This window comes from Alkalihalophilus sp. As8PL (assembly GCF_040939795.1).
Classification (GTDB): domain Bacteria; phylum Bacillota; class Bacilli; order Bacillales; family Bacillaceae_D; genus Alkalihalophilus; species Alkalihalophilus lindianensis.
The window spans coordinates 37,029-60,490 of record NZ_CP162551.1 but is presented as its reverse complement, the minus strand read 5'-3'; the positions used below and the strand labels follow the sequence as shown (position 1 = coordinate 60,490).

Genomic DNA, 23,462 nt, shown 5'->3' with positions numbered 1-23,462 from the left:
CTTTCATAAGGGGTAATTAGACGATGAAAGTGTTAGCGATATCCGGCTACAAAGCTCATGAGCTAGGTATTTTTGATCAAAAACATCAAGGAATTGCCTACATAAAAAAAGCGATTGAACAAAAGCTCCGTACATTTATAGATGAGGGATTACAATGGGTTATTATTAGTGGGCAGTTAGGTGTTGAATTGTGGGCAGCTGAAATTGTTTTATCTCTTAAGGAAGAATTTCCGCAATTGAAACTTTCTGTTTTAACTCCTTTTTTAAAGCAAGAGGAGCGTTGGAAAGAAGAGACCCAGCAACATTACAACTCCATTATTAACCAAGCTGATTTTGTTGACAGTATTACAAAACGCCCATATGATAGTCCAGCACAGCTTAGATTAAAAAACGAGTTTATTATTGAAAAATCAGATGGGTTACTGCTTCTAGTAGATGAAGAAAAGCCAGGCTCCCCAATGTACTACCTAGAACCTGCTAAAATTAAAGCAGAGCAGCAGAACTATATTATCCACTATATTACACCCACAGATCTAGATTTACTTATACAAGATGAGCAAATGAATCACACGGATTATTAATTAGTCGAATAATTCAAATTGACAAGATAGCGAAGTTTTGAAAAAATAGAAAGAAATAACCTATAAGGTTGAACAGTCATAGAGGTGATGGGAATGAATAATCCAGAAATTCGTTTATCAGCAAAAGATATCTTAGATAAAGAATTTAAAACAAGTATGCGTGGGTATAATCCTGATGAAGTGGATAAGTTTCTTGACTCCATCATTCAAGATTATGAAGCTTATCAAAAAAGAGTTGCACAGTTGGAGAAGGAAAATCAAAAGCTTCGACAAGAGATGAAGCAATTATCTGAACGACCGCAACGTCAAACATCTACTGCAAATGCAGGGAGTACAAATTATGATATCTTACAACGCTTATCGAATTTAGAGAAAAAAGTATTCGGTAGTAAATTATACGAATAAGCGAGGGAACTTCGATAAGGGGAGAGGGAATTGATTGACGTCTACATTGACGGTGCGAGTGCCGGGGACCCTGGCCCTTCAGGTGCTGGGGTTTTTATTAATTATAAAGATGGAAATGTAGAACAATTTTCCATCCCTTTAGGGAACATGTCTAATCATGAAGCAGAATATGAAGCATTAATTCATGCGCTTAAAATTTGCAAGGAAAAAGAGTTTAAACATGTTTCATTTCGAACAGATTCTCAGTTGATTGATCAAGCTGTTGAGAAGCGTTATGTTAAAAATAGACGCTATGATCCCTATTTAAAGCAAGCTCTTACTTATATTGATGACTTTGAATTGTTTTTTATGAAGTGGATACCAAGCAAACAAAATCGTAATGCAGATCAATTAGCTAGAAAAGCGATTCAAAAGTCAAAGTAAATAATTACCCTTGATTTGCATTACGAAAATAGGTATAATTAGTTTTGTCGCTTATGACAGAAATAACTGTTCAGGTGATCGCTGCACGTTTATCGTGTAGAGGAAAGTCCATGCTCGCACTAGCTGAGATGCTAGTAGTGTTCGTGCCTAGCCAATTCATAAGCTAGGGTAGTCTGGCTTTTGCTGGACTAACGGCAAGGGAAGCACCTAAGTCTCTTGATATGGTGTGCGAACTTTGAAAGTGCCACAGTGACGGAGTCCATATGGAAACGTGTGGAGTGGAACGAGGTAAACCCCACGAGCGAGAAACCCAAAATTTGGTAGGGGCATTTTCTGAACCGGAATTGAACGGGTCAGATGAACAAGATCAATGGTCTTGTAGATAGATGATTACCACCGGAGTACGAGGTTCATCACCGCTTGTAGTACTAAGGTACAGAACATGGCTTATCGAACAGTTATCGATGACTTCATTGAGCGACATTGAGAAATCCCCCTTATAGGGGTTTTTTTCATTTATATACACAATTTTAATTGTGATTTGTCAGGGCATTTAACAGAGCGTATAATAAAGACAACTGTTTATACATAAGGAGATACGGATCAATGAGTAAAGTGACATTAATAGCTACAGCTACAATGGGATTAGAAGCCCTTGTTGCACGTGAAGTAAAAGATTTAGGTTATACAGATATTCAAGTAGAAAATGGCAGAGTGGAATTCACAGCCGATGTAAGTGCCATCCCTCGCGTAAACTTATGGCTCCGTACGGCTGATCGTGTGAAGTTAAAAGTAGGAGAGTTCAAGGCATTTACCTTTGATGAGTTATTTGAAAAGACGAAAGCTCTACCTTGGGCAGATCTCATTCCTGTCCATGCTGAATTTCCGGTTATTGGTAAGTCCGTGAAATCGAAACTTTTTAGTGTGTCAGATTGCCAGGCGATTGTTAAAAAGGCAGTTGTTGAAAGCATGAAAAAAAGGTACAAGCGTGGTTGGTTTGATGAAGATGGACCATTTTACAGAATAGAAGTTGCCCTACTTAAAGATGTAGTTACTCTCACCATTGATACAAGTGGTACAGGGCTTCATAAAAGAGGGTATCGTTACTTGCATAACCAAGCACCTTTAAAAGAGACGCTTGCAGCAGCTATGGTGATGTTAACAACATGGAAGCCAGATCGCCCTTTTGCAGATCCGTTCTGTGGATCTGGTACGTTACCGATCGAAGCAGCAATGATTGGTCAAAATATAGCACCGGGCTTTAACCGAGAATTCGTATCAGAAGATTGGCATTGGATAGGAAAAGAGCATTGGAATATGGCAAGACAAGAAGTAGAAGATGTTGCTAACTACGATCAACCACTTGATATTATGGGATCTGATATTGACCATCGCAGCGTAGAACTTGCTCAAAATAATGCGATGGAAGCAGGTTTTGGTGATCTAATTACCTTTAAGCAAATGCAGGTTGGTGATTTTAGACATAAAGGTGAATACGGGATCTTGATCGGCAACCCTCCTTACGGGGAACGTCTAGGGGAAAGAGCTGAAGTGGAAGAGATGTATCGTGATATGGGAGAGGCTTTTAAGCTTCTAGATACATGGTCTGTATATATGTTAACATCCCATGAAGAGTTTGAAACTTTTTATGGGAAGAAGGCTAATAAGAAACGAAAGCTCTATAATGGAAATATTAAGACGGATTATTATCAATTTTTTGGACCAAGACCACCGAAAAAAGAAATGAATGAATAGAAACATTTTATAAACACCATTCAATATGAATGGTGTTGTTTTTTAATCAACTATAATTTTATTATGTAAACTTATAGTTGATGAATACTTTGATATTGATTTGTATATGATATGTAAGGAGAAAAAAGAAATGAGGGATAAGAATGAGCGAACCTTATAATGAATTAAAACAAGTTGAAATGGCCATTAAATCAGCTCAACGCATGGTTGGACAAGCGACTATGAGTATGGATCAAGAACAATTAGAAGCAGCAACAGATGCTGTGAACCAAGCAAAAGAACAATATAAAAGAGCAGTGTCTCATCAAACAGGTGTCGATCAAGCTTTTTTTGAATTCTCTGAGGAACTTTTACTAAAAGCTGATCAGCAATTAAATGAAGCAAAAAAATAACCGTACTCTTATGAGTCGGTTTATTTTTTTGCTTATTCATCTTCAAAATCTGGATGATCGATTTGTTCAAATTTCGGACTTATAAATTCTAGGTAGCCCATATCCTCGTCAAAGTGAATAGTCATACCATCTATATACCAAAAATCATCTTCGTTTACAAAGAAATGGACACCTTGTTTTGTAACAATGTAAGAAGTCTTTTGAGGAAGCTCTTTAATCACTCCAACAGAAAAGCCACCAGAACCAATTCCACCAACTCTTACAAATAATCGTAATGTATCGCCCTCTTTAAGAGGTATTTCATTTATATAAAATGAACTTGCAGCGTCTGTTATTGTAAGATTCATTTGTATACCTCCTATTCCATTAACACCTTATCACAAATTTCGACAAGATCCTAGAAAAAATCATTGAAATGAGAAGGAAATACAATTCGAGTGACGAATTAAAAAGAGTACGAAGAATACATAGTCTTTTGATGAAGAAGGGTGGCAATCATATGAGTGAAAGAGTTAAAAAAGTAGAAGAAGATTTCTTAGCATATACGAAAAAAATGGAGGACTATGGGCAAGCGTTATCGCTACTTGCCTGGGATGCAAGAACAGGGGCTCCGAAAAAAGGAATCCAACAACGTTCTGAGGTCATTGGTACGTTATCCTCAGATCTTTTTCAACTCTCAACATCTGAGGAGATGGCAGGGTATTTAGGAGAATTACGTGATGAGTCAGCGCAAGCGCATTTATCAGAAATCACAAAAAAGAGTGTCGCTGAGTGCCATAAAGAGTTTGAACGTAACTTAAAGATTCCTAAAGATGAATACAAGGAATATGTGATGCTCCAATCACAATCAGAGTCTGTATGGGAAGAAGCAAAAAACAAAGCTGATTTTGAGATGTTTAGACCTAACTTAGAAAAGCTTGTTGAATTTAAAAAGCGTTTTGTCGGTTATTTGGGTCATAATGGAAATCCGTACAATACATTGTTAGATGATTTCGAACCAGGTGTGTTTGTCGATACGATCGACAAAGTATTTGGAGAACTTCGAGACCAATTAATACCTTTAGTAAAAGGGGTAACGGAATCAAGTCATCAGCCACGAACGGACTTCTTATTTAAGAAATTTCCTCGTGAGAACCAGCAAGCGTTAAGTAAAGATATTCTTAAGGAAATTGGATATGACTTTGGTGCAGGGCGACTTGATGAGACAGTTCATCCATTCGCAATCGGCATCAACCCTAATGATGTACGAGTGACAACAAAATACAATGAAGATGATTTTCGCGTTTCTTTATTTGGAACCATTCATGAGGGGGGACATGCCCTCTATGAACAAAACATCTCACAAGACTTAATTGGAACACCTTTATGCAGTGGAACATCAATGGGGATTCACGAGTCTCAGTCTCTTTTCTGGGAGAAGTTTGTTGGGAAAAATTATGGGTTCTGGGAGCGAAACTATGATCTTCTTAAAAAGAATTCATCTGGACAATTTGATGATATTTCATTAGAAGACTTTTATTTTGCGGTTAACCAATCAAAGCCATCTTTAATTCGTATTGAAAGTGATGAGTTGACGTATTGCCTGCATATTATTCTTCGTTATGAACTTGAAAAAGCGTTGATGCAGGGAGAGATAGAGGTGAGAGACTTACCTCATCTATGGAATGAAAAGATGGAAGAGTATTTAGGTATTAAGCCTGAACATGATGGAGAAGGGGTCTTGCAAGATGTTCATTGGTCATTCGGTGCTTTTGGATACTTCCCGTCATATGCACTAGGTTACATTTACTCAGCCCAATTAAAAGAGGCATTGGTTAAAGATCTACCAAATTTTGATGAATTAATCAGAACGGGTGAATATGCACCTATTCGCCAATGGATGACTGATAACGTTCATCAATACGGAAAAATGAAAAAACCTGCTGAGATTATAAAAGATATTACAGGTGGGGGAATTGATTCTAAACCACTTGTCCGTTATTTAGAAGAAAAATACCGTCGTTTATATAAGTTTTAATCGTGAAAGACTGTGCATATAATATGCACAGTCTTTTTTAAACATTGTATCTATTAATTTCAATTACTGTACTCTTTTTAAAAAATAATACAAGTACCTAAACAAATAATAAACAAGATGAATAGAATGAACCAATAATTCCTATACTTGTGCTAGAGGTGATAAGTAAATGGATGTGGTGATTTTTCAACCAAGAAAAGAACCGACCTATTCACAATTAGATAATCCTAAGCAAATAGAAGAATTAATAGGTGGACCTTTTTCGGAGTTTAAATATAAAAAAAGTGGAAATGAATACAAAGCATTTTGTCATCAAGAAGCATGGAGAAAGCATCGAGATGAAGTTGCTGCAGTATATGGAACCGTGGTCTTAACCTCATCTACAACATCTACTTTAAAAGAAAAAGATAGAAGCTTGTTATTTGATCATGGATTAGAAATTGAGAAATGGGAATTGAATTAACTTGAAACTTATGACTATAATTAATCGTTCTATATATAAAAGAAAGAGCGGGGGCGATTAATTGAAAGCTTTACTCAGGCTATTACTTTTAATGATGATCGTATTGTTAGCAGCTTGTACGAACGAAATTAAAAAAGATCCATCACAAACTAACGAACCTTATATTACTGGAAAGATCACCGATAAGGCTGATCAATCTATTCTAGTTGCGGATGAAATTTACTTTAGTATAGATAATGAAACGGTCATTATAAATGAGCTGGGTCAAACAATCGAACATTCTGATTTATCAGTTGGACATACAGTCGTCGTTTGGACCAATGCTCCGGTGATGGAATCTTACCCAGCTCAAGGATATGCTGAAAAAATAGAAAAACAAGGAGCCGACTAACCAGCGCCTTGTTTTTTTTCATTTGATTTTCTTGTCAAGTGAAATGGGAGATACAGCAAGGTAAACATAGCCATTGCGATTAGTTCTAATTGGAGGATGTACCAAGGATGAGGGCCTAGAAAATCTAACAAGCTAGCACCTTCAGGCTTATAAGCTAAGAACATATAATTAGCTCCCGTCAATATATTAATCAGATATACAACAACCGCTAAACCGTTTAAAACAACAAAGGATTTTACGACTGATCTCATGGTTACACGGTATTTTTCTACCCACACCATATAAAGAATAGAAAGAATAATTCCTATATGCGCAATAAAAAAATGTAAAAATCGATAATGCGGGAACCCATAAAATAAATCTGGTGTGAGGATTGCTTGTAGTGCACCAGCCAATCCAAAAAAATAGACGACTTCAAAAACCCACTTCTTATTAGACAGTAACATATAGATACAAAAGAACAAGCTAATTGTACAAAGGTGAAAAGGAAGGTTATAACGAATATCCCAAGTTCCTATACTTAGCGTCCAAATAAAAAGACTAATCTCAGAAACGATAAGGAGGATCAGAAGCCCAGTCCGCACATTTGTTCCCATATAGCTTTTATTCCGATGTATATAAAGCCATACGGTTAAAATGAAAAAGATCATAATCATCACTAAATGATCGACAGATAAGAAAATTGGATAATCTGGATAGTGACCTGGTGCAAAATATTTATCGTACAAGCGTTATCACCTCGACTTAAACTAAACCATTCTCTGTATACTATAGAACGAATGTCGATACTTTATACAGCCGGATACTTAAGAAATCGATAATCGTTGAATCGCTTCTTGTCTTGCATGGTCTTGAACATGAGCATACACTTGTGTCGTTGCCACAGACTCATGCCCAAGTAAACTTTGAACGGTCAATACATCGACTCCATTTGAAACAAGTGCTGTCGCAAAGCTATGTCTTAATTTATGAGCGGTAATATTTTTATGACGAAGAAACTGATATTGCTCTTTTGTTCGCTTTAATTGTCGTTGAATCATTTTTTGTAAAGCACTAATGGTAACTCCTTTTGAATATTGCTGAACTTGAAAATCATAGCCTACAAATAGAAAATCTTCCCCCTCACTCGGACGGTATTTTATCGGCAAGGAATTGAGATAATGGTTGATTACATCTACTGTTTCCACTGAAAGAGGAATTCTGCGCTCCTTATTACCTTTCCCTCGAACTTTAATTGCTTTTTCGACCTCATCAACATCTTTCATTTTTAAATTCGCTAATTCAGATATTCTTAGACCTGAACTAAGTAAAAGATAGATGACAGCATAATCCCGTTCAATTAATCTAATGGCATAACGTAATTGACGTCTAGATAAATGAGAAGTATCACGAATGGCCTTTAGTAGAAGCTGGGCTTCAGAAACAGTCAGAAACACAGGTTCTCTTTTTCCAACTTTTGGTCGTTCCACTCCAATCACTGGATTAATCGACGTTTCCCCTTTTTTAACAAGATAATCAAATAATGATTGCAGAGCAGATACTTTACGATTAATCGTCCTCGGTTCATTTTCCATTTCAAGAGCAAGGTAGGAGATGTAATGCTCAATGGCCCCTTTTTCAATTTGCAAAAAATCTTTAAGAGAAACCTCAGATGCTAGAAAACTACGATCTTCCGAAACACGTTCAACATATTGAAAAAAATAATGATAATCATATATGTATCGTTGAATCGTTTGTTTCGAATACCCTAACGAAATTCTACTCACTAAATATTGTTGAATAAATGGAGGGAGTAGATCAATTTTACGATATTGTGCTCTAATTGCCGAAGGGAGAACATCTGTTTGATTTTCGGCGTCTTTATGTAAATCATTTAATTTTGCAAAGAATGACATAGTATTCACCTCATTACTAGTTTATCGTAAAATATACGTTCTGTGAAATGTTGATTTCATGGAACGTATATAAAATAGTTTAGTAGTAATTGTTAAGAGTTATTGACAACCGTTCTTATAGATTGTTAACTTAATATATAATAAGGTTTACATATTGGTTTGAGAAATAGTTAGGAAGGTGAAACTATGCAAAATGAACATACATACTATAGCGTCAGAATGAGAGCTGCCAAAGGGGATTCTCATAAGAACGGAGGAAAACATATCTCAGGCGGTGAGATGATCGCTACATTCAATGAGCTTGAATCGTCTATTGCAGAGTTAGTAGAGAAAGGACTCACTCATTCGCGGGGCAAGCCCGACTTTATGAATATTCAATTTGAACGAATCGAAGAATCAGTTGAACACGTAGCGCCATTAGCTGTTCATACTAATCCCGTTCCTTCAATGAGTGATGGGCAAGCGACCGCTCGTTCATTATTAAAAGATGCTGGTGTGCACCCTAACGTAATTAATATGTCTTACCAAGTTCTATCACAAATCTCCGAACTACGTGGGGCGGTCTTAATCGATGTCCACACTGGTCAAAGACTAGATGACCCTACCAAAAATGGGGTGAGAGTGTCACGGATGGATTGGCCTTGGAATAATTTTGAAAGCTGGGCTAAAACCTATCATCTTCCACAAAACAACAGAATGAAAGAAGCGCTAGTTTTAGCCACAAAAGTCGTTCATCATCCTGCCACAACGGCTGAATTATGCTGGTCGGATGATCCCGACTACATTACTGGTTATGTGGCGAACAAAAATCTCGGCTATCAGCGAATTACTCAACTAAAGGAAATAGGAGACGAAAAGGGCTGCCGCATATTTTATGTCGATCAAACAAAGCTTAAAAATCTCGATGCCTACATCAACTATTTAACGACGCAACCAGTATTCATTCAGTGGGAAAGGGATGAGGTGATTAGTGATGAGTCTCGATCAAATGCTAGCACAACGGCTAACTGATACAAAAAAAGCAGGATTATATCGAACGTTTCGAACAATGGAATCTGCTCCGAATCGAACAAATAGGATCGACGGAAGTGAGCAACTGGTCTTTTCATCAAATAATTACTTAGGTTTGGCAGCAGATAGAAGGCTTGCTGATGCAGCAAAATTGGCCATAGAAGAGTTTGGTACAGGCAGTTCAGGCTCTAGGTTAACAACAGGAAATACAACTTGGCACCAAAAGCTTGAAACGAAACTAGCTTCTTTCAAACAAACAGAGGCTGCCTTATTATTTTCTAGCGGTTACTTAGCTAATATTGGCGTTCTATCAAGTATACCTAAACAAGGAGATATCATTTTAAGTGACGAGTTAAACCATGCGAGCCTAATCGATGGCTGCAGGTTATCAAAGGCAGACACAGTCGTTTACCCTCATCTTCACATGGAGACTCTCGAAAAACAGTTAAAGGATTGCAAGCGTTATAACCGCCGTTTCATTGTCACAGATGGTGTATTCAGTATGGATGGGACTATTGCTCCGTTAGATGAGATCAAACGATTAGCGAATCAATACGAAGCTTATATCATTGTAGATGATGCTCATGGTACAGGGGTTGTCGGTAAAAGTGGAAGGGGTACATGTGAGCTTTTTGGCTTTTCATGTGATGTGATAATTGGTACTTTAAGTAAGGCGGCAGGTTGCGAAGGAGGATTTGTAGCTGGTTCAAGCATTCTAATAGATTATTTAAAAAATCATTCAAGAAGCTTTATCTTTCAAACGTCCATCCCACAGGCGAGCTGCGCCGCTGCTTACATGGCTTTGGAAATAATGGAATCAGATAAAGAACGCTTGGAACGATTACGATCATTAACTGTTCAAGTTCGCAGAGGGTTAACAGACATGGGGTTTAATGTCCGCGGAGAAGAGACCCCTATTATTCCTGTCATTATTGGTGATACGAATCAAGCGTTACTATTTGCAGAAAGCCTTCTAGCAAAAGGAATCTTTGCCCCTGCCATTCGACCTCCTACAGTAGCAGATGGTGAAAGCCGCATCCGCTTAACGGTAACGGCCGATCATCAGAAAAGAGATATTGATTACCTGTTACAGAGCTTCTATTTAATAGGAAGAGAATTGAATCTGATTCAGAAGCAAATGACCTTTTTATATAGGGAGGAGGGAGAGCATGAATACCGTTAACCAAACGAACGAAAAACAGATCCATCTAAAAAGAGAAGACTTAATGGATGATCCGTATGCTTTGTATGAAAGATTGCGGGAAATATACCCGATTTATAAGGGGAGGATGTTAAAACAATCAGGCTGGTTTGTTACGGGATATAAAGAGGCTGCCCTTATCCTCAAGGAACCATCATTTTTCACTCGCATTCCCTTGCCTGAATCTACAGAGAAATATGGTCAACTAAAAAGAGTACAAAGCAAGATGATGCTCTACATGAATAACCAAGATCACCGCAAACTGCGCCTATTAGTGAATAAAGCATTCACCCCAAAACAAGTAGAAAAATTTAGGCCATTAATAGAAGAAGTCATTGATTCCTTGCTAGATGAGCTCATTGTAAAAAAAGAATTTGATGTCGTATCAGAGTTTGCTTTTCCGCTTACAAGCCTAGTCATTGCAACCATTTTAGGCGTTCCTCAAGAAGACCGGGGACGCTTTAGAGTATGGGCTAGTGCGCTACTTCAATCGATTGATTTTTCGAGATCACATAAAACACTTGAAGATAGTGATCGCTTAATAGGGGAACTTAACGATTACTTTACATTAGTAATCGATAAGAAGAGAAAAAACCCCGGTCATGACCTTATTAGCAAGCTGATTAAAGAACAAGACAAGATAACGAACGAAGAATTAATTGCTACTTCCATATTACTCGTTATAGCCGGGCATGAGACGACGGTTAACTTAATTAGTAACACGGTATTAGCTTTTGCCAAGCATCCTGCTGAGTGGGAGCTTTTAAAGAGTGATTCTTCCTTAGTCGCCCCTGCGATCGAAGAAGTATTAAGATATGAGAGCCCTACACAATTGACAGCGAGGGTTGCGATGAAAGATATAGAAATCGCCGGTCAAGAACTAAAAAGCGGTGATCAAATCTATCTTTTGCTCGGGGCGGCTAACCGAGATCCGGACGTATTTGAAAACCCCAATAAATTTATTATTTCAAGAAAGGCCACTCCTCATCTCTCTTTTGGAATGGGTGGACATTTTTGCTTAGGTTCGACACTTGCCAGGTTGGAAGCGCACGCTGCTTTAGCTGCTCTTATACAACATGTAGACAAACTTGAACTTGCTAGTCATGATATCAAATGGCGTAAATTGGTGGGCTTTCGCTCCCTTGAACAATTAAAAATTCATACGGTTCATGCATCAAAATAGTTCTCTTTGTCTGTTGATCTTCTAGATGGTAGAATCATAGGCAATGGAGGGGATCGTAATGAGTGATGTGAATCTAACTATTTCAACTATTTTAATTATAAGTCCTATGCACAGGGAATTAAAACGATTAATAGAAAATGAGAGCGTCGAACAATCCTTTCGTTTTAAATCTGAAGAAGAGGTTACTGATACGGACTTAGATTGGGCAGATGCAATCGCCACCTTTAACAGTCAAGCAGACTTTGACTACAGTAAAGTGAAGTGGGTTCATTCGCTGGGGGCTGGCGTAGATCGTTTCTTACATAATAAGAGTTGGGATGAGAATGTTCTATTAACAAGGACGATTTGTTCGTTTGGTCAAAGGATCGCCCAATATTCGTTAAGCTATATCTTACAAGACCTGCAGCAACACCAGCTATTTGCTCAGGATGGTAAACAGAAGAAATGGGAGCCGCGTACCCCTGTATTAGTGAAGGATAAGAAAGCTGTAATATATGGAACAGGGGAAATTGGTCAAGAAACGGCCAAAGTTTTATCGTTGTTTGGGATGGATGTGTACGGTGTATCTCGCAGCGGCCAACAGAAAGATTTTTTCACAAAAGTATTTGCGATGAATGAGGGTCAAAGCGAATTAAAGGATGTCGGATATATCATTAACACATTGCCCCTAACAGCAGAGACTAAATCCTTATTTAATGAAAGCTTATTCTCTTGTTTCACTCAAGCGGGGTTTATTAATGTGGGAAGAGGGGCTTCGGTGGATGAAGATGCCCTCCTTCAAGCGATCGACAAGGGTGCTGTACGGTTTGCTGTTCTCGATGTGTTCCGTGAAGAGCCGCTTCCTTCAGGACACCCTTTTTGGGATCATCCTAAGATCACGATTACTCCTCATATATCCGCTGTGACCACTCCGGACGAGGCTGTATCATGTTTTATTGATACGCTTTTTAACATTGAGCAAAACAAAGAGCTGCTGAATCAAGTCGATATAAAAAAAGGGTATTAACGAGTCACCTTTAATATATTGGCATAAAAATTGCATTAAAAATAGTGGCAGGATTCGTTGTCGTATTGTCGAATGAATCTACTATTAAGAAACTGTTGATATATGTTTTAACAACATGGAGGAGGACATTAGTAATGAGAGAAGTCGTTATTGTAAGTGCAGCACGTACACCAGTCGGAACATTCGGAGGTGCATTATCAAGTGTACCCGCAGTAGATCTTGGAGCAGTTGCTGCAAAGGAAGCTATTAAACGTGCAAATATTCAACCAGAGGATATTGATGAAGTACTAATCGGGAATATCCTCTCAGCAGGTCTAGGTCAAAACGTTGCTCGTCAAGTAGCCATCTATGCTGGCTTACCTGAAACCACTCCAGCCTTAGCGATCAACAAACTATGTGGATCTGGTTTACGTACGGTGAGCATGGGCGCTCAGTTTATCGCTTTAGGCGATGCGGATGTCATCCTTGCAGGTGGTGTTGAAAACATGAGTCAAGCACCATATGTGATGCCAAATGCTCGTTGGGGTCAACGTATGGGCGATGGTAAATTAGTTGACACCATGATCTATGATGCACTAACAGATAAATTCAACAATATTCATATGGGTGTGACAGCTGAAAATATCGCTGAAAGATGGGAATTAACGCGTGAAATGCAAGATGAGTTTGCTCTTCGCAGTCAACAACGTGCTGAAAAAGCTCAAAAAGCAGGATTATTTGCTGAGGAGATTGTGCCAGTACCAGTACCACAACGTAAAGGTGAGCCAGTCATGGTTGATACAGACGAACATCCAAAGCACGGCTTAACAATGGAGAAACTTGCGAAGCTTCGCCCTGCATTTAAAAAAGATGGAACCGTTACAGCTGCGAATGCATCAGGTATCAATGACGGTGCTGCCATGGTCGTTTTAATGGCAAAAGAGAAGGCTGAAGAATTAGGAATTGAACCTTTAGCGACGATTAAATCGTATGGTAACGCAGCACTTGACCCTAAAATCATGGGGTATGGTCCTGTACCAGCTACGAAAAAAGCGTTAGCTAAAGCGGGTCTTTCTGTTGAAGATCTTGATCTTATTGAAGCGAATGAAGCTTTCGCTGCTCAATCACTTGCAGTAGTTAAAGATTTGGGACTCGATCCAGAGAAGGTCAATGTAAATGGTGGAGCCATTGCACTTGGTCACCCAGTAGGAGCCTCAGGTACGCGTGTACTTGTTACTCTTTTACATGAAATGAAGCGTCGCGATGCAAAGCGTGGTCTTGCTACATTATGTATTGGTGGCGGACAAGGAACGGCACTTATCGTAGAACGTCCATAATGATTGGATTTAAAGAGAGCTCTTATATGAGCTCTCTTTTTTTATGATATACTACTCTTTAATAAACACTGAGCGAGGGATTGCAACATGAATATGAAAGAATTTGTGGGAGCCATTGAAAGGTCTTACGAACAAATGGAAGCCATCATACGTGCCCTTCCGTTTGGAGCCATTCTTACAGACACGCACCAAACAATCTTGTTTCATAACGATACGATTCAAAAAATGTTAAAGAAAACAGAAGAGGAAATAAACGGACAAGTTTTAACGAGCTATATTGATAACAACTTAGTCAAGGGGATTGCTGAAGGGACTAACATTCATGTAACCCTTCATCAACGCACCTTCGTTCTAAGAAAAGAACATACAACCATTAACGGTGTTCTTCATTATGTGTATTTAATCTCTTCTATCAAAGGTTTAGAAGAGCTTCTTTCAACAAATAGAGAAAAAACAGAACTCTTAGAAACGGTTATGGAATTTGCATTTGATGGTATCGTGATCGTTGATAAAAATGGCTATATCACGATGCTAAGTAAAGAGTATGCGGATTTTTTAAACGTAAAAGCAGAAGACGTCATCGGAAAGCACGCAACCGAAGTGATTGAAAATACACGAATGCATATCGTGGCAAAAACAGGAAAACCGGAAATTGCTGATCTTCAGCGGATCAAGGGAGATTATATGATAGCCACTCGCTTACCCATTATAAAAAATGGTGAAATTACAGGGGCTGTTGGAAGAGTCTTGTTTCAAAATGTAGGTGGTTTTAATTCACTGTATAAACGAGTGAAACTAATGGAAACAGAGCTTAAGAAATACAAGGGCGAATTTCGCGAGCAAAACAAAGCAACCTATACTTTTCATCATATTATAGGAGAAAGTGAGTCCATTCTCCGAGCAAAGCATCAGGCTGAACGTGCAGCAAATAGTGATTCAAATGTGTTACTACTTGGAGAAAGTGGAACAGGAAAAGAACTGTTTGCACACGCGATACACAATGCAGGCAGACGCGCCCCTGGCTCATTCGTAAAGGTCAATTGCGCGGCCATTCCACCAGATCTACTTGAGTCAGAATTGTTCGGGTATGAAGAAGGCTCGTTTACCGGGGCTAAAAAAGGTGGAAAAAAAGGAAAGTTTGAAGCAGCTGATGGCGGGACAATATTCCTTGATGAAATCGGTGAGCTTCCTCTTCATATGCAAGTGAAGTTTTTACGCGTACTTCAAGAAAAAGAAGTAGAAAAAATAGGCTCGACAACAAGTAAACCGATTGATGTACGAGTGATTGCGGCCACTAACCGCGACCTTGAGGAGATGGTTCATAAAGGTGAATTCCGACTTGATCTCTATTATCGTTTGAACGTAGTCGCGATTCACATTCCACCACTCAGAGAACGCGAGCAAGACTTAGTGCAATTATGTCAGCATTTCACCGAAAAACTTAGTCCCATTATGAAAAAAGAAGTGGAAGGTATTTCAAAAGAAGCTCAAAGGCTCCTCAATCAATATCGCTGGCCAGGTAATATTCGTGAGCTTGAAAATGTGATCGAACGAGCAATGAATATGCTTGATGAGACATGGATCAAACCTATTCATCTCCCTGCCAAATTAACAGAACAAGCGACTGGGAAAGTAATCGAACCTCTTGCCATTTCCATTGAAAAGGCTGAAAAGACTGCCATTATGAATGCATTGACTCAAACAAAAGGAAATCGTTCAAAGGCCGCTTCTCTATTAGGTGTTAGTCGGTCTACATTTTATGAGAAGTTAACTAAACATCAACTTTAAAACACCTTGCTTACAACGGCAAGGTGTTTTAGTAGGTAACAAGAATAATAATGGCCAAAAGAATAGTCAGTGTCCGTTTTTATGGACAGGATAAATAGGTATATCTAATTATGTCCGGATTTAAATACATAAATAAAAAGATACTGTCCGTATAATCGAACATTTTAGGTGAATACCGCAAACAGAATGGTTAATTATGGATGTAAGGACAAATGAAACCGCATACTTTCGTTCTTTATTTTAAAATTAAAAGTTGGCACACCTCTTGCATATATAAGTCTATGTACTTTTCTTTATGTAAGGTAGAGAAAGCGTATTCATAGATGTTGTAGGAGGGAAAGGTATGATTAATAAAGTAAAATCAGCAGAAGAAGCCGTTAAAATGATTCAAGATGGATCAACGGTTGCAACTGGAGGGTTCGTTGGGAATGGACACCCTGAAGCATTAACTTCTGCGCTCGAGCGGCGCTTCTTAAAGGAACAAAAGCCTCAAGACTTAACACTAATGTATGCTGCAGGACAAGGTGATGGAAAAGAAAAAGGCTTAAATCACCTAGGTCATGAAACATTAGTAACTCGTGTTGTTGGAGGACACTGGGGACTTGCTCCAAAACTTCAAAAGCTAGCAATTGATAACAAAATTAAAGCGTATAACTTCCCGCAAGGAGTTATTTCACACTTGTTCCGTGATATTGCAGCAGGTAAACCTGGTACGCTCACTCATGTTGGCTTGAAAACATTTGTTGACCCACGTAACCAAGGTGGAAAATTAAACGAAAGCACAACTGAAGATTTAGTATCTTTAATGGAAATTTCTGGACAAGATTATCTATTCTATAAGACACTTCCTGTACATGTAGCATTAATACGAGGTACTCATGCAGATGAAGCGGGTAACTTAACTCTTCATAAAGAAGCAGGCACTCTAGAGATCTTATCTATGGCACAAGCAGCTAAAAACTCTGGTGGTATTGTCATTGCCCAAGTTGAGAAAGTCGTTGCTAAAGGAAGTCTTGACCCTCGTTTGGTTAAAGTACCTGGTCTCTTGATTGATGCAGTTGTTATTGCAGAGCCAGAACAACATATGCAAACTTTTGCTGAACAATACAACCCATCTTATTGTGGCGAAATCAAAGCGGTTAATCGTGATTTACCTAAACTTAAACTAGATGAGCGCAAGGTGATTGCACGTCGTTCTGCGATGGAACTAGAACCATATGCTGTGACAAACCTTGGTATTGGTATGCCTGAAGGAGTGTCAATGGTGGCGAATGAAGAAGGTGTTGACCATCTTATTAATTTGACCGTAGAATCAGGTCCTATTGGCGGGATTCCAGCTGGAGGTATGAGCTTCGGAGCATCTATTAACCCTGAATGTATCGTCGATCAACCGTACCAATTTGACTTTTATGATGGCGGAGGATTAGATGTTGCCTTCCTTGGTCTTGCTCAACTAGATGGGAACGGGAATGTAAATGTTAGTAAGTTCGGACCTAAAATTGCTGGGGCCGGTGGTTTCATCAACATTACTCAAAATGCTAAACGCGTAGTATTCTGTGGAACATTTACAGCAGGCGGATTAGGTATTGAAGTGAAAGAGGGGAAACTCACTATTGCTAAAGAAGGTAAAATCAAAAAGTTCTTAGTAGATGTTGAACACATTACCTTTAGTGGAGAATATGCAAACGAAACTGGACAAACCATTCTTTATATCACAGAACGTGCGGTATTTGAACTTGGTCCTGATGGTGTTGTTTTAACAGAAATCGCTCCTGGTGTTGATCTTAATCGCGATGTACTAGATCAAATGGAATTTAAGCCAGTTATTTCTGAAAATCTTAAAACGATGGATGAACGAATTTTCCGTGATGAAAAAATGGGCCTTGAGCTTACTAATGGAAAAGCTGTTCTTTCTAAATAATCACTAAGGGGGAGAAAGAATGTTAGGTATCGTATTAGGTTTAATATTATTAATGTATCTTGCATACCGTGGTTGGTCAATCATTTGGGTTGCGCCAATTACTGCCGGGGTTGTCGCTATTTTCGGAGGACTTGACCTTCTAGATGCATATAAAAACACTTACATGGAAGGTTTCGTTAATTTTGCGAAACTATGGTTCCCAGTATTTATGCTTGGTGCAATCTTTGGTAAACTAATGGAGGATACTGGATCTGCTAGTTCAGTAGCTTCTATGATTACTAAAGTAATTGGAAAGCAGCGAGCGATTTTAGGGGTAATTGTAGCTTGTGCTGTATTAACGTATGGGGGAGTAAGTTTATTCGTTGTAGTATTTGCGGTTTACCCACTTGCTATTGCATTATTCCGTGAAGCTAACATTACACGTCGATTAATTCCTGGTACCGTTGCTCTAGGTGCATTCACCTTTACAATGACGGCTGTTCCTGGTACACCACAAATTCAAAACCTTATCCCAACAGAGTACTACGGGACAACGGCTATGGCTGCCCCGTTCATGGGGATTATTGCTGCTCTAGTAATGGGTGTAGGTGGATATGTCTACTTAACGTGGAGAGAAAAACAAACACGCGCTGCTGGAGAATTCTACACGGAGCCAAAGGATCAAGATATTAAAGAGATTGATGAAGCTAAACTTCCAAATCCAATTCTTTCATTCTTACCATTAATTGCAGTTATCTTTACGTTAAACGTCTTTAACTGGGATATTGTCGTTTCTTTAATTACGGGTATTCTGATGATTATTGCCTTTAACTATAAGATGATTAAGAAATTTACTGATTCTGTTAACAAAGGGGCAAGTGGTTCTGTTATTGCTATTGTTAACACGAGTGCTGCCGTTGGTTTCGGAGCGGTCGTTCGTGCAGTTCCTGGTTTTGAGAAGCTTACAGACTTTGTTATGGGTATTCAAGGAAGTCCACTTATTTCACAAGCTGTAGCGATTAATATTTTAGCTGGTTCAACTGGATCAGCATCTGGTGGTATGGGAATTGCGCTCGAAGCATTAGGTGATCGTTACATGCAATTGTCTGCTCAAACGGGTATTGATCCTGAAGCATTCCACCGTGTTGCATCGATTGCATCAGGTGGTCTAGATACATTACCTCATAACGGTGCGGTGTTGACTCTATTAACAATCACAGGTATGTCTCATAAAGATTCATATAAAGATATTTTTGTGGTAGGGTGTGCGATTCCAGTATTAAGTGTTATTGTTGCGATTATTGTTGGCTCGATTGGTATTATTTAATTTAAACTTTTAACGATTATTAGGAGGAACAAACATGAAATTACAAGATAAAGTAGCGATTATTACAGGTGCAGGCCGTGGGATCGGTGAAGCAACAGCGTTCAAATTTGCAAAAGAAGGTGCAAAAATTGTTGTAGCTGACATGAATGAAGAAGAAATTAACGCTACGGTTGCAGCTGTTAAAGAACTAGGTGCAGAAGCGACTGGTTTTGTCGTAAATGTAACAAAGCGTGAAGAAGTGAAGAATTTATTCGCTCACACAGTTGAAACGTTCGGTCGCGTAGATGTGGTGGTGAACAATGCTGGAATCACTGCAGATGCTCAACTTCTAAAAATGACTGAGGAGCAATGGGATCGTGTAATCGATGTTAACCTTAAAGGGGTATTCATGGTTTCTCAAGAAGCGGCAACTATCATGAAAGAACAAAAAGGTGGCGTCATCTTAAATGCCTCTTCTATCGTTGGTTCATTTGGTAACTTTGGTCAAACAAACTACGCTGCAACAAAATGGGGCGTTAACGGTATGACTAAAACATGGGCGAAAGAACTTGGACGTTTCAACGTTCGTGTAAACGCCATTGCTCCTGGCTTTATCCTTACGCCAATGACGGCAAAAATGCCTGAAAAAGTGTTAGACATGATGAAAGATAAGTCTGTACTAAACGATTTAGGAACACCAGAAGATATTGCAAATGGTTATGCGTTCCTTGCATCTGATGAAGCTCGATTCATTACAGGTACAATCCTTAGCATTGACGGCGGCGTTGTCATCTAAATCCTTTTTACACCAGCTACTTTAACCGGTAGCTGGTTTTATTTTTCTTTAGCAGGAAAGAAAACCCTTTCATCTTTCAGAATAGTTCGTCATAATAGAGGGAGAGAGCGAGTAATGATGATATGATCGGAGTCAATCTTTTGAAGAGTTGATGGGAGGATTTATCATGGAGAAAAAAACAGTAATCGTAACAGGTGGCAGTAATGGCATGGGAAAAGCTATGGCGAAGAAATTTGCAAGCCAAGGTGCCTATGTCACCATCAGTGGACGCGATGAGGAGCGCCTGCTTCAAGCTAAACAGGAAATCGAGACATTTGAGGGACAAGTCCTCCCGGTAGTCATGGATGTACGTGACCCAGAAAAAGTTCAACATATGGTTGATGTAACAAAAGAAACATTTGGTCAAATTGACTACTTAGTGAATAATGCGGCTGGTAATTTCTTAGTTCGTGCTGAGGAATTATCAGAAAATGGTTGGAAAGCCGTTATTGATATTGTTTTAAACGGTACATGGCATTGTACACAAGCAGTCGGTAAAGAATGGATTGCAAATAAGCAACAAGGAAGCATCACGAATATTGTTGCTACTTATGCTTGGACAGCTGGCCCTGGTGTTGTCCACTCTGCAAGTGCTAAAGCAGGTGTCCTTGCGATGACTCGCACACTAGCGGTTGAATGGGGAAGTCAATACGGGATCCGTTTAAATGCGATTGCTCCTGGCCCGATTGAGGATACAGGTGGTGCTGAGCGTCTTATTTTAAATGAAGAGGCTCACAAAAAAGTTCTCAAAGGCATTCCTGCAAGACGCTTCGGTAAAGTAGAAGAAGTAGCAGGACTTGCAGCTTTCTTATTTTCAGAGGAAGCTAAATATATTAATGGAGATTGTATTACCATCGATGGTGGTCAATGGTTGAACGGAGCATCGTTTCAATCGTAAAACAAATGTTTGACGACCAAGAGCAAATTAGCTCTTGGTCTTTTTATTATGATTTCGTAGCGCATTGGAAAAACTAGTGACATATCAAGTCATTCTACGTTTTAATTTCGTCAAAACGGGTATTGGATTTATCTGTTTATTATTTCTGGAAGGAATGAATCAATGATTACATTTAATAACGTCTCAAAAGAATTTGTGGACGGTACAAAAGCAGTAGATAATTTGAATTTCACGATTGAAAAAGGGGAAACTTTTGTAGTGATCGGCCCGAGTGGGTGCGGGAAAACGACGACGATGAAAATGATTAATCGACTGATTGATCCAAGCGAAGGCTCAATACATATTAATGATAAGTCGATTACAGAAGGAGACATCCATAAATTGCGATGGAATATTGGCTATGTCCTTCAGCAAATTGCCCTTTTTCCAAATATGACGGTGGCTGAAAATATCTCTGTTGTACCTGAAATGAAAAAATGGTCAAAAGATAAAATCACTGCGCGGGTAGATGAATTACTCGGTTTAGTGGGATTAGATGGCAATACTTATCGGGATCGTATGCCTCGTGAGCTATCAGGAGGTCAACAACAGCGTGTAGGAGTAGCAAGAGCCCTAGCAGCCAATCCTGACATTTTGTTAATGGATGAACCATTTAGCGCACTTGATCCGATTAGTCGGGAACAACTACAAGAAGATGTTCAACATCTACAGCAAACGATTCAAAAAACGATTGTCTTTGTCACCCATGATATGGACGAGGCTTTAAAGCTTGGTGACCGTATTTGTATTATGAAAGACGGAAAAGTGATACAAGTTGGTACCCCGAAGGAATTAATGACAACTCCTAGCGACCCATTTGTCACTCAATTTATTGGAAATCGTCAAATCAAGAAAATGGAGTCGCCAAACATGATTGTACGGGATGTCATGAACCAAAATGTGAATCTCATTAACCACCCTACTTTATCAACGAAACATGTCATTCACCCTAATAAGACCATCGAGGAAGCTTATCAACAATTAAAAGAAGGTTCAGCTCCTTATTTACTTGTGAAAGATGATGAAGACGTCGTAGGAACAATTAGTTATGAGGATTTAGCAAGAACATGGATGAAGGAGCGCGATGCGTAATGGACACGTTAAACCGTTTGTATCAACTCTTCATCCAAAGGCAAGATTTATTATGGAATGCCTTATGGGAGCATATTCAACTCTCTTTAATCTCTCTTTTAATAGCTGTTTTTATTGCAGTACCACTAGGCGTGTTTCTCTCGCGGCAAACACGCATCGCTGAATTTGTTATTGGCATCACTGCAGTGCTTCAAACGATACCTAGTTTAGCGTTACTAGGTTTTATGATTTTATTCGTAGGAATTGGAACGACTCCAGCAATTATTGCCCTTACAGCCTATGCCCTACTTCCTATTTTGCGTAATACATACACAGGAATAAGTGAAGTAGACCCCGCCATACGTGAAGCGGCAAGAGGAATGGGAATGAACTCCTACCGTCGCTTAGTTAAAGTTGAACTGCCGATCGCGATGCCTACTGTGATGGCAGGGATTCGTACGTCGATGGTATTAATAGTTGGTACAGCCACGCTTGCTGCTTTAATTGGAGCAGGTGGACTCGGTGATTTGATAATGACTGGAATACAACGTGCAAATAACGAGTACATCTTACTTGGTGCCATTCCAGCTGCATTACTAGCCTTATTTTTCGATTTCATTCTTCGTTTTACAGAAAATCGTTCAAAAGGTGCATCATTTACACCGATTGTTACCGTGATTTCTCTTGCCTTATTGATCGTCATCATACCGCCTATCGTCGCCAGCCAAGGTGGTAGTGATGCAAGCACTAGGCTAGTTGTCGGAGGAAAAGAAGGGGCCGAGCCTGCAATCATCGGTAATATGTATAAATTGCTGATTGAGGATCAAACAGATATCCAAGTAACCGTTCAATCTGGTCTAGGTGGAACAGACTTTGTCTACAATGCCCTAAGAGGCGGTGATATTGATATGTATCTCGAATTCTCTGGGACAGTTGTTGGTGATTTATTGAATATCGAAGACTTTAGCTATGATGAACGCGAAGCCTATGAGCAGGCTAGAGATGGGATCTATGAGGCAGAACAACTGATCTTCTTAGAGCCAATGGATTACCACAATACGTATGCGATCGCTGTGACCAGTGAGTTTGTTGAAGAAACAGGAGTAGAGACGATTGCAGACCTCGACCCTTATCAAGATGAACTTTCAGCTGGGTTTACATTTGAATTTATCGATCGACATGATGGCTACCCAGGGTTAATAGATAAATACGGAATAGAATTTTCAAATGTTCAATCGATGGAGGCAGCACTTCGTTCACGAGCTCTTGTATCAGGCGATGTCCAAGTGATTGATGCGTACTCAACGGATGCTTACCTTGTGGAATATGATCTTGTGGTGCTAGAAGATAATGAACAACTTTTCCCACCTTACCAAGGAGCTCCATTATTGCGGGAGGAAACACTAGATGAACACCCGGAGCTTGAAGAGATACTCAATCAATTAGCCGGCATCATTACAGAAGAAGAAATTCAACAAATGAATTACCGTGTCGATTATGATGATGAAAATCCTGAAGATATTGCAAGAGAATTCCTTGAAGAGAAAGGCTTAATTCAATAAATAAAAGAAAGCGACGGCCTCCTT

General features: G+C 39.1%; 23 protein-coding genes and 1 other RNA gene. 21 read left to right on the top strand and 3 right to left on the bottom strand.

Annotated features, from left to right (window positions below):
- Positions 1–23: 23 nt before the first annotated feature.
- The 6 genes from AB3N04_RS01545 to AB3N04_RS01520 all read left to right on the top strand — a co-directional run bounded on the left by AB3N04_RS01545 (position 24) and on the right by AB3N04_RS01520 (position 3,556).
- Positions 24–581: a DUF1273 domain-containing protein gene (locus AB3N04_RS01545; protein WP_368504400.1), complete on the top strand. Its 558-nt coding sequence runs from the start codon at positions 24–26 to the stop codon at positions 579–581.
- 93 nt (positions 582–674) lie between these two features.
- Positions 675–986: a cell division regulator GpsB gene (gene gpsB / locus AB3N04_RS01540; protein ID WP_368504399.1), complete on the top strand. Its 312-nt coding sequence runs from the start codon at positions 675–677 to the stop codon at positions 984–986.
- Positions 987–1,016: 30 nt separating this feature from the next.
- Positions 1,017–1,409, top strand: coding sequence for a reverse transcriptase-like protein (locus AB3N04_RS01535; protein ID WP_368504398.1), 393 nt, complete (start codon positions 1,017–1,019; stop codon positions 1,407–1,409).
- Between the two features lie 66 nt (positions 1,410–1,475).
- Positions 1,476–1,864, top strand: an RNA gene (gene rnpB / locus AB3N04_RS01530) — RNase P RNA component class B.
- Between the two features lie 151 nt (positions 1,865–2,015).
- Positions 2,016–3,164, top strand: a complete 1,149-nt coding sequence (locus tag AB3N04_RS01525) for a class I SAM-dependent RNA methyltransferase (protein WP_368504397.1) — start codon at positions 2,016–2,018, stop codon at positions 3,162–3,164.
- A 143-nt stretch (positions 3,165–3,307) separates the two neighbouring features.
- A complete protein-coding gene (locus AB3N04_RS01520; protein WP_368504396.1) occupies positions 3,308–3,556 on the top strand; it encodes a DUF2564 family protein in 249 nt (82 codons plus the stop codon).
- Positions 3,557–3,588: 32 nt separating this feature from the next.
- Here AB3N04_RS01520 and AB3N04_RS01515 read toward each other — a convergent pair whose 3' ends face one another.
- Positions 3,589–3,903, bottom strand: a complete 315-nt coding sequence (locus tag AB3N04_RS01515; RefSeq protein WP_368504395.1) for a HesB/YadR/YfhF family protein — start codon at positions 3,901–3,903, stop codon at positions 3,589–3,591.
- A gap of 152 nt (positions 3,904–4,055) precedes the next feature.
- On the opposite strand from AB3N04_RS01515, the gene AB3N04_RS01510 reads away from it, so the two are divergent.
- The 3 genes from AB3N04_RS01510 to AB3N04_RS01500 all read left to right on the top strand — a co-directional run bounded on the left by AB3N04_RS01510 (position 4,056) and on the right by AB3N04_RS01500 (position 6,427).
- Positions 4,056–5,573: a carboxypeptidase M32 gene (locus tag AB3N04_RS01510; RefSeq protein ID WP_368504394.1), complete on the top strand. Its 1,518-nt coding sequence runs from the start codon at positions 4,056–4,058 to the stop codon at positions 5,571–5,573.
- Between the two features lie 169 nt (positions 5,574–5,742).
- A complete protein-coding gene (locus tag AB3N04_RS01505) occupies positions 5,743–6,036 on the top strand; it encodes a hypothetical protein (protein WP_368504393.1) in 294 nt (97 codons plus the stop codon).
- Positions 6,037–6,097: 61 nt separating this feature from the next.
- Positions 6,098–6,427, top strand: coding sequence for a DUF3221 domain-containing protein (locus AB3N04_RS01500; protein ID WP_368504392.1), 330 nt, complete (start codon positions 6,098–6,100; stop codon positions 6,425–6,427).
- On the opposite strand, the gene AB3N04_RS01495 is transcribed toward AB3N04_RS01500, so the two are convergent.
- Positions 6,424–7,155 carry a TIGR02206 family membrane protein gene (locus tag AB3N04_RS01495; protein ID WP_368504391.1) on the bottom strand — a complete coding sequence of 244 codons (732 nt, stop codon included), beginning with the start codon at positions 7,153–7,155 and terminating at the stop codon, positions 6,424–6,426. The genes AB3N04_RS01500 and AB3N04_RS01495 overlap by 4 nt on opposite strands.
- Positions 7,156–7,233: 78 nt before the next feature.
- Positions 7,234–8,322, bottom strand: a complete 1,089-nt coding sequence (locus AB3N04_RS01490) for a tyrosine-type recombinase/integrase (protein WP_368504390.1) — start codon at positions 8,320–8,322, stop codon at positions 7,234–7,236.
- A gap of 186 nt (positions 8,323–8,508) precedes the next feature.
- Here AB3N04_RS01490 and AB3N04_RS01485 point away from each other — a divergent pair, with 186 nt between their 5' ends.
- The 12 genes from AB3N04_RS01485 to AB3N04_RS01430 all read left to right on the top strand — a co-directional run bounded on the left by AB3N04_RS01485 (position 8,509) and on the right by AB3N04_RS01430 (position 23,438).
- Positions 8,509–9,333, top strand: coding sequence for a 6-carboxyhexanoate--CoA ligase (locus AB3N04_RS01485; protein WP_368504389.1), 825 nt, complete (start codon positions 8,509–8,511; stop codon positions 9,331–9,333).
- On the top strand, positions 9,296–10,516 hold the full coding sequence (bioF, locus tag AB3N04_RS01480; protein WP_368504388.1) for an 8-amino-7-oxononanoate synthase: 1,221 nt from the start codon (positions 9,296–9,298) through the stop codon (positions 10,514–10,516). The genes AB3N04_RS01485 and bioF overlap by 38 nt, the downstream gene beginning before the upstream one ends.
- On the top strand, positions 10,503–11,717 hold the full coding sequence (locus AB3N04_RS01475; RefSeq protein ID WP_368504387.1) for a cytochrome P450: 1,215 nt from the start codon (positions 10,503–10,505) through the stop codon (positions 11,715–11,717). The genes bioF and AB3N04_RS01475 overlap by 14 nt, the downstream gene beginning before the upstream one ends.
- A 58-nt stretch (positions 11,718–11,775) precedes the next feature.
- The gene (locus tag AB3N04_RS01470) at positions 11,776–12,723 is read left to right on the top strand and encodes a D-2-hydroxyacid dehydrogenase (RefSeq protein ID WP_368504386.1); all 948 of its coding nucleotides are present in this window, start codon (positions 11,776–11,778) and stop codon (positions 12,721–12,723) included.
- 134 nt (positions 12,724–12,857) lie between these two features.
- Positions 12,858–14,039, top strand: a complete 1,182-nt coding sequence (locus AB3N04_RS01465) for an acetyl-CoA C-acetyltransferase (RefSeq protein ID WP_368504385.1) — start codon at positions 12,858–12,860, stop codon at positions 14,037–14,039.
- Positions 14,040–14,126: 87 nt separating this feature from the next.
- Positions 14,127–15,827, top strand: a complete 1,701-nt coding sequence (locus tag AB3N04_RS01460) for a sigma 54-interacting transcriptional regulator (RefSeq protein ID WP_368504384.1) — start codon at positions 14,127–14,129, stop codon at positions 15,825–15,827.
- A 343-nt stretch (positions 15,828–16,170) separates the two neighbouring features.
- The gene (locus AB3N04_RS01455) at positions 16,171–17,748 is read left to right on the top strand and encodes an acyl CoA:acetate/3-ketoacid CoA transferase (RefSeq protein WP_368504383.1); all 1,578 of its coding nucleotides are present in this window, start codon (positions 16,171–16,173) and stop codon (positions 17,746–17,748) included.
- A gap of 19 nt (positions 17,749–17,767) precedes the next feature.
- On the top strand, positions 17,768–19,054 hold the full coding sequence (locus AB3N04_RS01450; protein WP_368504382.1) for a GntP family permease: 1,287 nt from the start codon (positions 17,768–17,770) through the stop codon (positions 19,052–19,054).
- Positions 19,055–19,088: 34 nt separating this feature from the next.
- Positions 19,089–19,829: a 3-oxoacyl-[acyl-carrier-protein] reductase gene (gene fabG, locus AB3N04_RS01445; RefSeq protein WP_317120897.1), complete on the top strand. Its 741-nt coding sequence runs from the start codon at positions 19,089–19,091 to the stop codon at positions 19,827–19,829.
- Positions 19,830–19,995: 166 nt separating this feature from the next.
- A complete protein-coding gene (gene fadH, locus AB3N04_RS01440; protein ID WP_368504381.1) occupies positions 19,996–20,766 on the top strand; it encodes a 2,4-dienoyl-CoA reductase in 771 nt (256 codons plus the stop codon).
- Between the two features lie 162 nt (positions 20,767–20,928).
- Positions 20,929–21,897, top strand: a complete 969-nt coding sequence (locus AB3N04_RS01435; protein WP_368504380.1) for an ABC transporter ATP-binding protein — start codon at positions 20,929–20,931, stop codon at positions 21,895–21,897.
- Positions 21,897–23,438 carry an ABC transporter permease/substrate-binding protein gene (locus AB3N04_RS01430; protein WP_368504379.1) on the top strand — a complete coding sequence of 514 codons (1,542 nt, stop codon included), beginning with the start codon at positions 21,897–21,899 and terminating at the stop codon, positions 23,436–23,438. The genes AB3N04_RS01435 and AB3N04_RS01430 overlap by 1 nt, the downstream gene beginning before the upstream one ends.
- The last annotated feature ends 24 nt before the right edge of the window (positions 23,439–23,462 follow it).

Coding starts and splice junctions, on each gene's coding strand:
- AB3N04_RS01460 (WP_368504384.1), top strand. CDS start 14,127: ATGAATATGAAAGAATTTGTGGGAGCCATTGAAAGGTCTTACGAACAA.
- AB3N04_RS01510 (WP_368504394.1), top strand. CDS start 4,056: ATGAGTGAAAGAGTTAAAAAAGTAGAAGAAGATTTCTTAGCATATACG.
- AB3N04_RS01450 (WP_368504382.1), top strand. CDS start 17,768: ATGTTAGGTATCGTATTAGGTTTAATATTATTAATGTATCTTGCATAC.
- AB3N04_RS01465 (WP_368504385.1), top strand. CDS start 12,858: ATGAGAGAAGTCGTTATTGTAAGTGCAGCACGTACACCAGTCGGAACA.
- AB3N04_RS01485 (WP_368504389.1), top strand. CDS start 8,509: ATGCAAAATGAACATACATACTATAGCGTCAGAATGAGAGCTGCCAAA.
- AB3N04_RS01470 (WP_368504386.1), top strand. CDS start 11,776: ATGAGTGATGTGAATCTAACTATTTCAACTATTTTAATTATAAGTCCT.
- AB3N04_RS01435 (WP_368504380.1), top strand. CDS start 20,929: ATGATTACATTTAATAACGTCTCAAAAGAATTTGTGGACGGTACAAAA.
- AB3N04_RS01545 (WP_368504400.1), top strand. CDS start 24: ATGAAAGTGTTAGCGATATCCGGCTACAAAGCTCATGAGCTAGGTATT.
- AB3N04_RS01505 (WP_368504393.1), top strand. CDS start 5,743: ATGGATGTGGTGATTTTTCAACCAAGAAAAGAACCGACCTATTCACAA.
- AB3N04_RS01430 (WP_368504379.1), top strand. CDS start 21,897: ATGGACACGTTAAACCGTTTGTATCAACTCTTCATCCAAAGGCAAGAT.
- AB3N04_RS01475 (WP_368504387.1), top strand. CDS start 10,503: ATGAATACCGTTAACCAAACGAACGAAAAACAGATCCATCTAAAAAGA.
- AB3N04_RS01490 (WP_368504390.1), bottom strand. CDS start 8,322: ATGTCATTCTTTGCAAAATTAAATGATTTACATAAAGACGCCGAAAAT.
- fadH (WP_368504381.1), top strand. CDS start 19,996: ATGGAGAAAAAAACAGTAATCGTAACAGGTGGCAGTAATGGCATGGGA.
- AB3N04_RS01525 (WP_368504397.1), top strand. CDS start 2,016: ATGAGTAAAGTGACATTAATAGCTACAGCTACAATGGGATTAGAAGCC.
- AB3N04_RS01520 (WP_368504396.1), top strand. CDS start 3,308: ATGAGCGAACCTTATAATGAATTAAAACAAGTTGAAATGGCCATTAAA.
- bioF (WP_368504388.1), top strand. CDS start 9,296: ATGAGTCTCGATCAAATGCTAGCACAACGGCTAACTGATACAAAAAAA.
- AB3N04_RS01455 (WP_368504383.1), top strand. CDS start 16,171: ATGATTAATAAAGTAAAATCAGCAGAAGAAGCCGTTAAAATGATTCAA.
- fabG (WP_317120897.1), top strand. CDS start 19,089: ATGAAATTACAAGATAAAGTAGCGATTATTACAGGTGCAGGCCGTGGG.
- gpsB (WP_368504399.1), top strand. CDS start 675: ATGAATAATCCAGAAATTCGTTTATCAGCAAAAGATATCTTAGATAAA.
- AB3N04_RS01515 (WP_368504395.1), bottom strand. CDS start 3,903: ATGAATCTTACAATAACAGACGCTGCAAGTTCATTTTATATAAATGAA.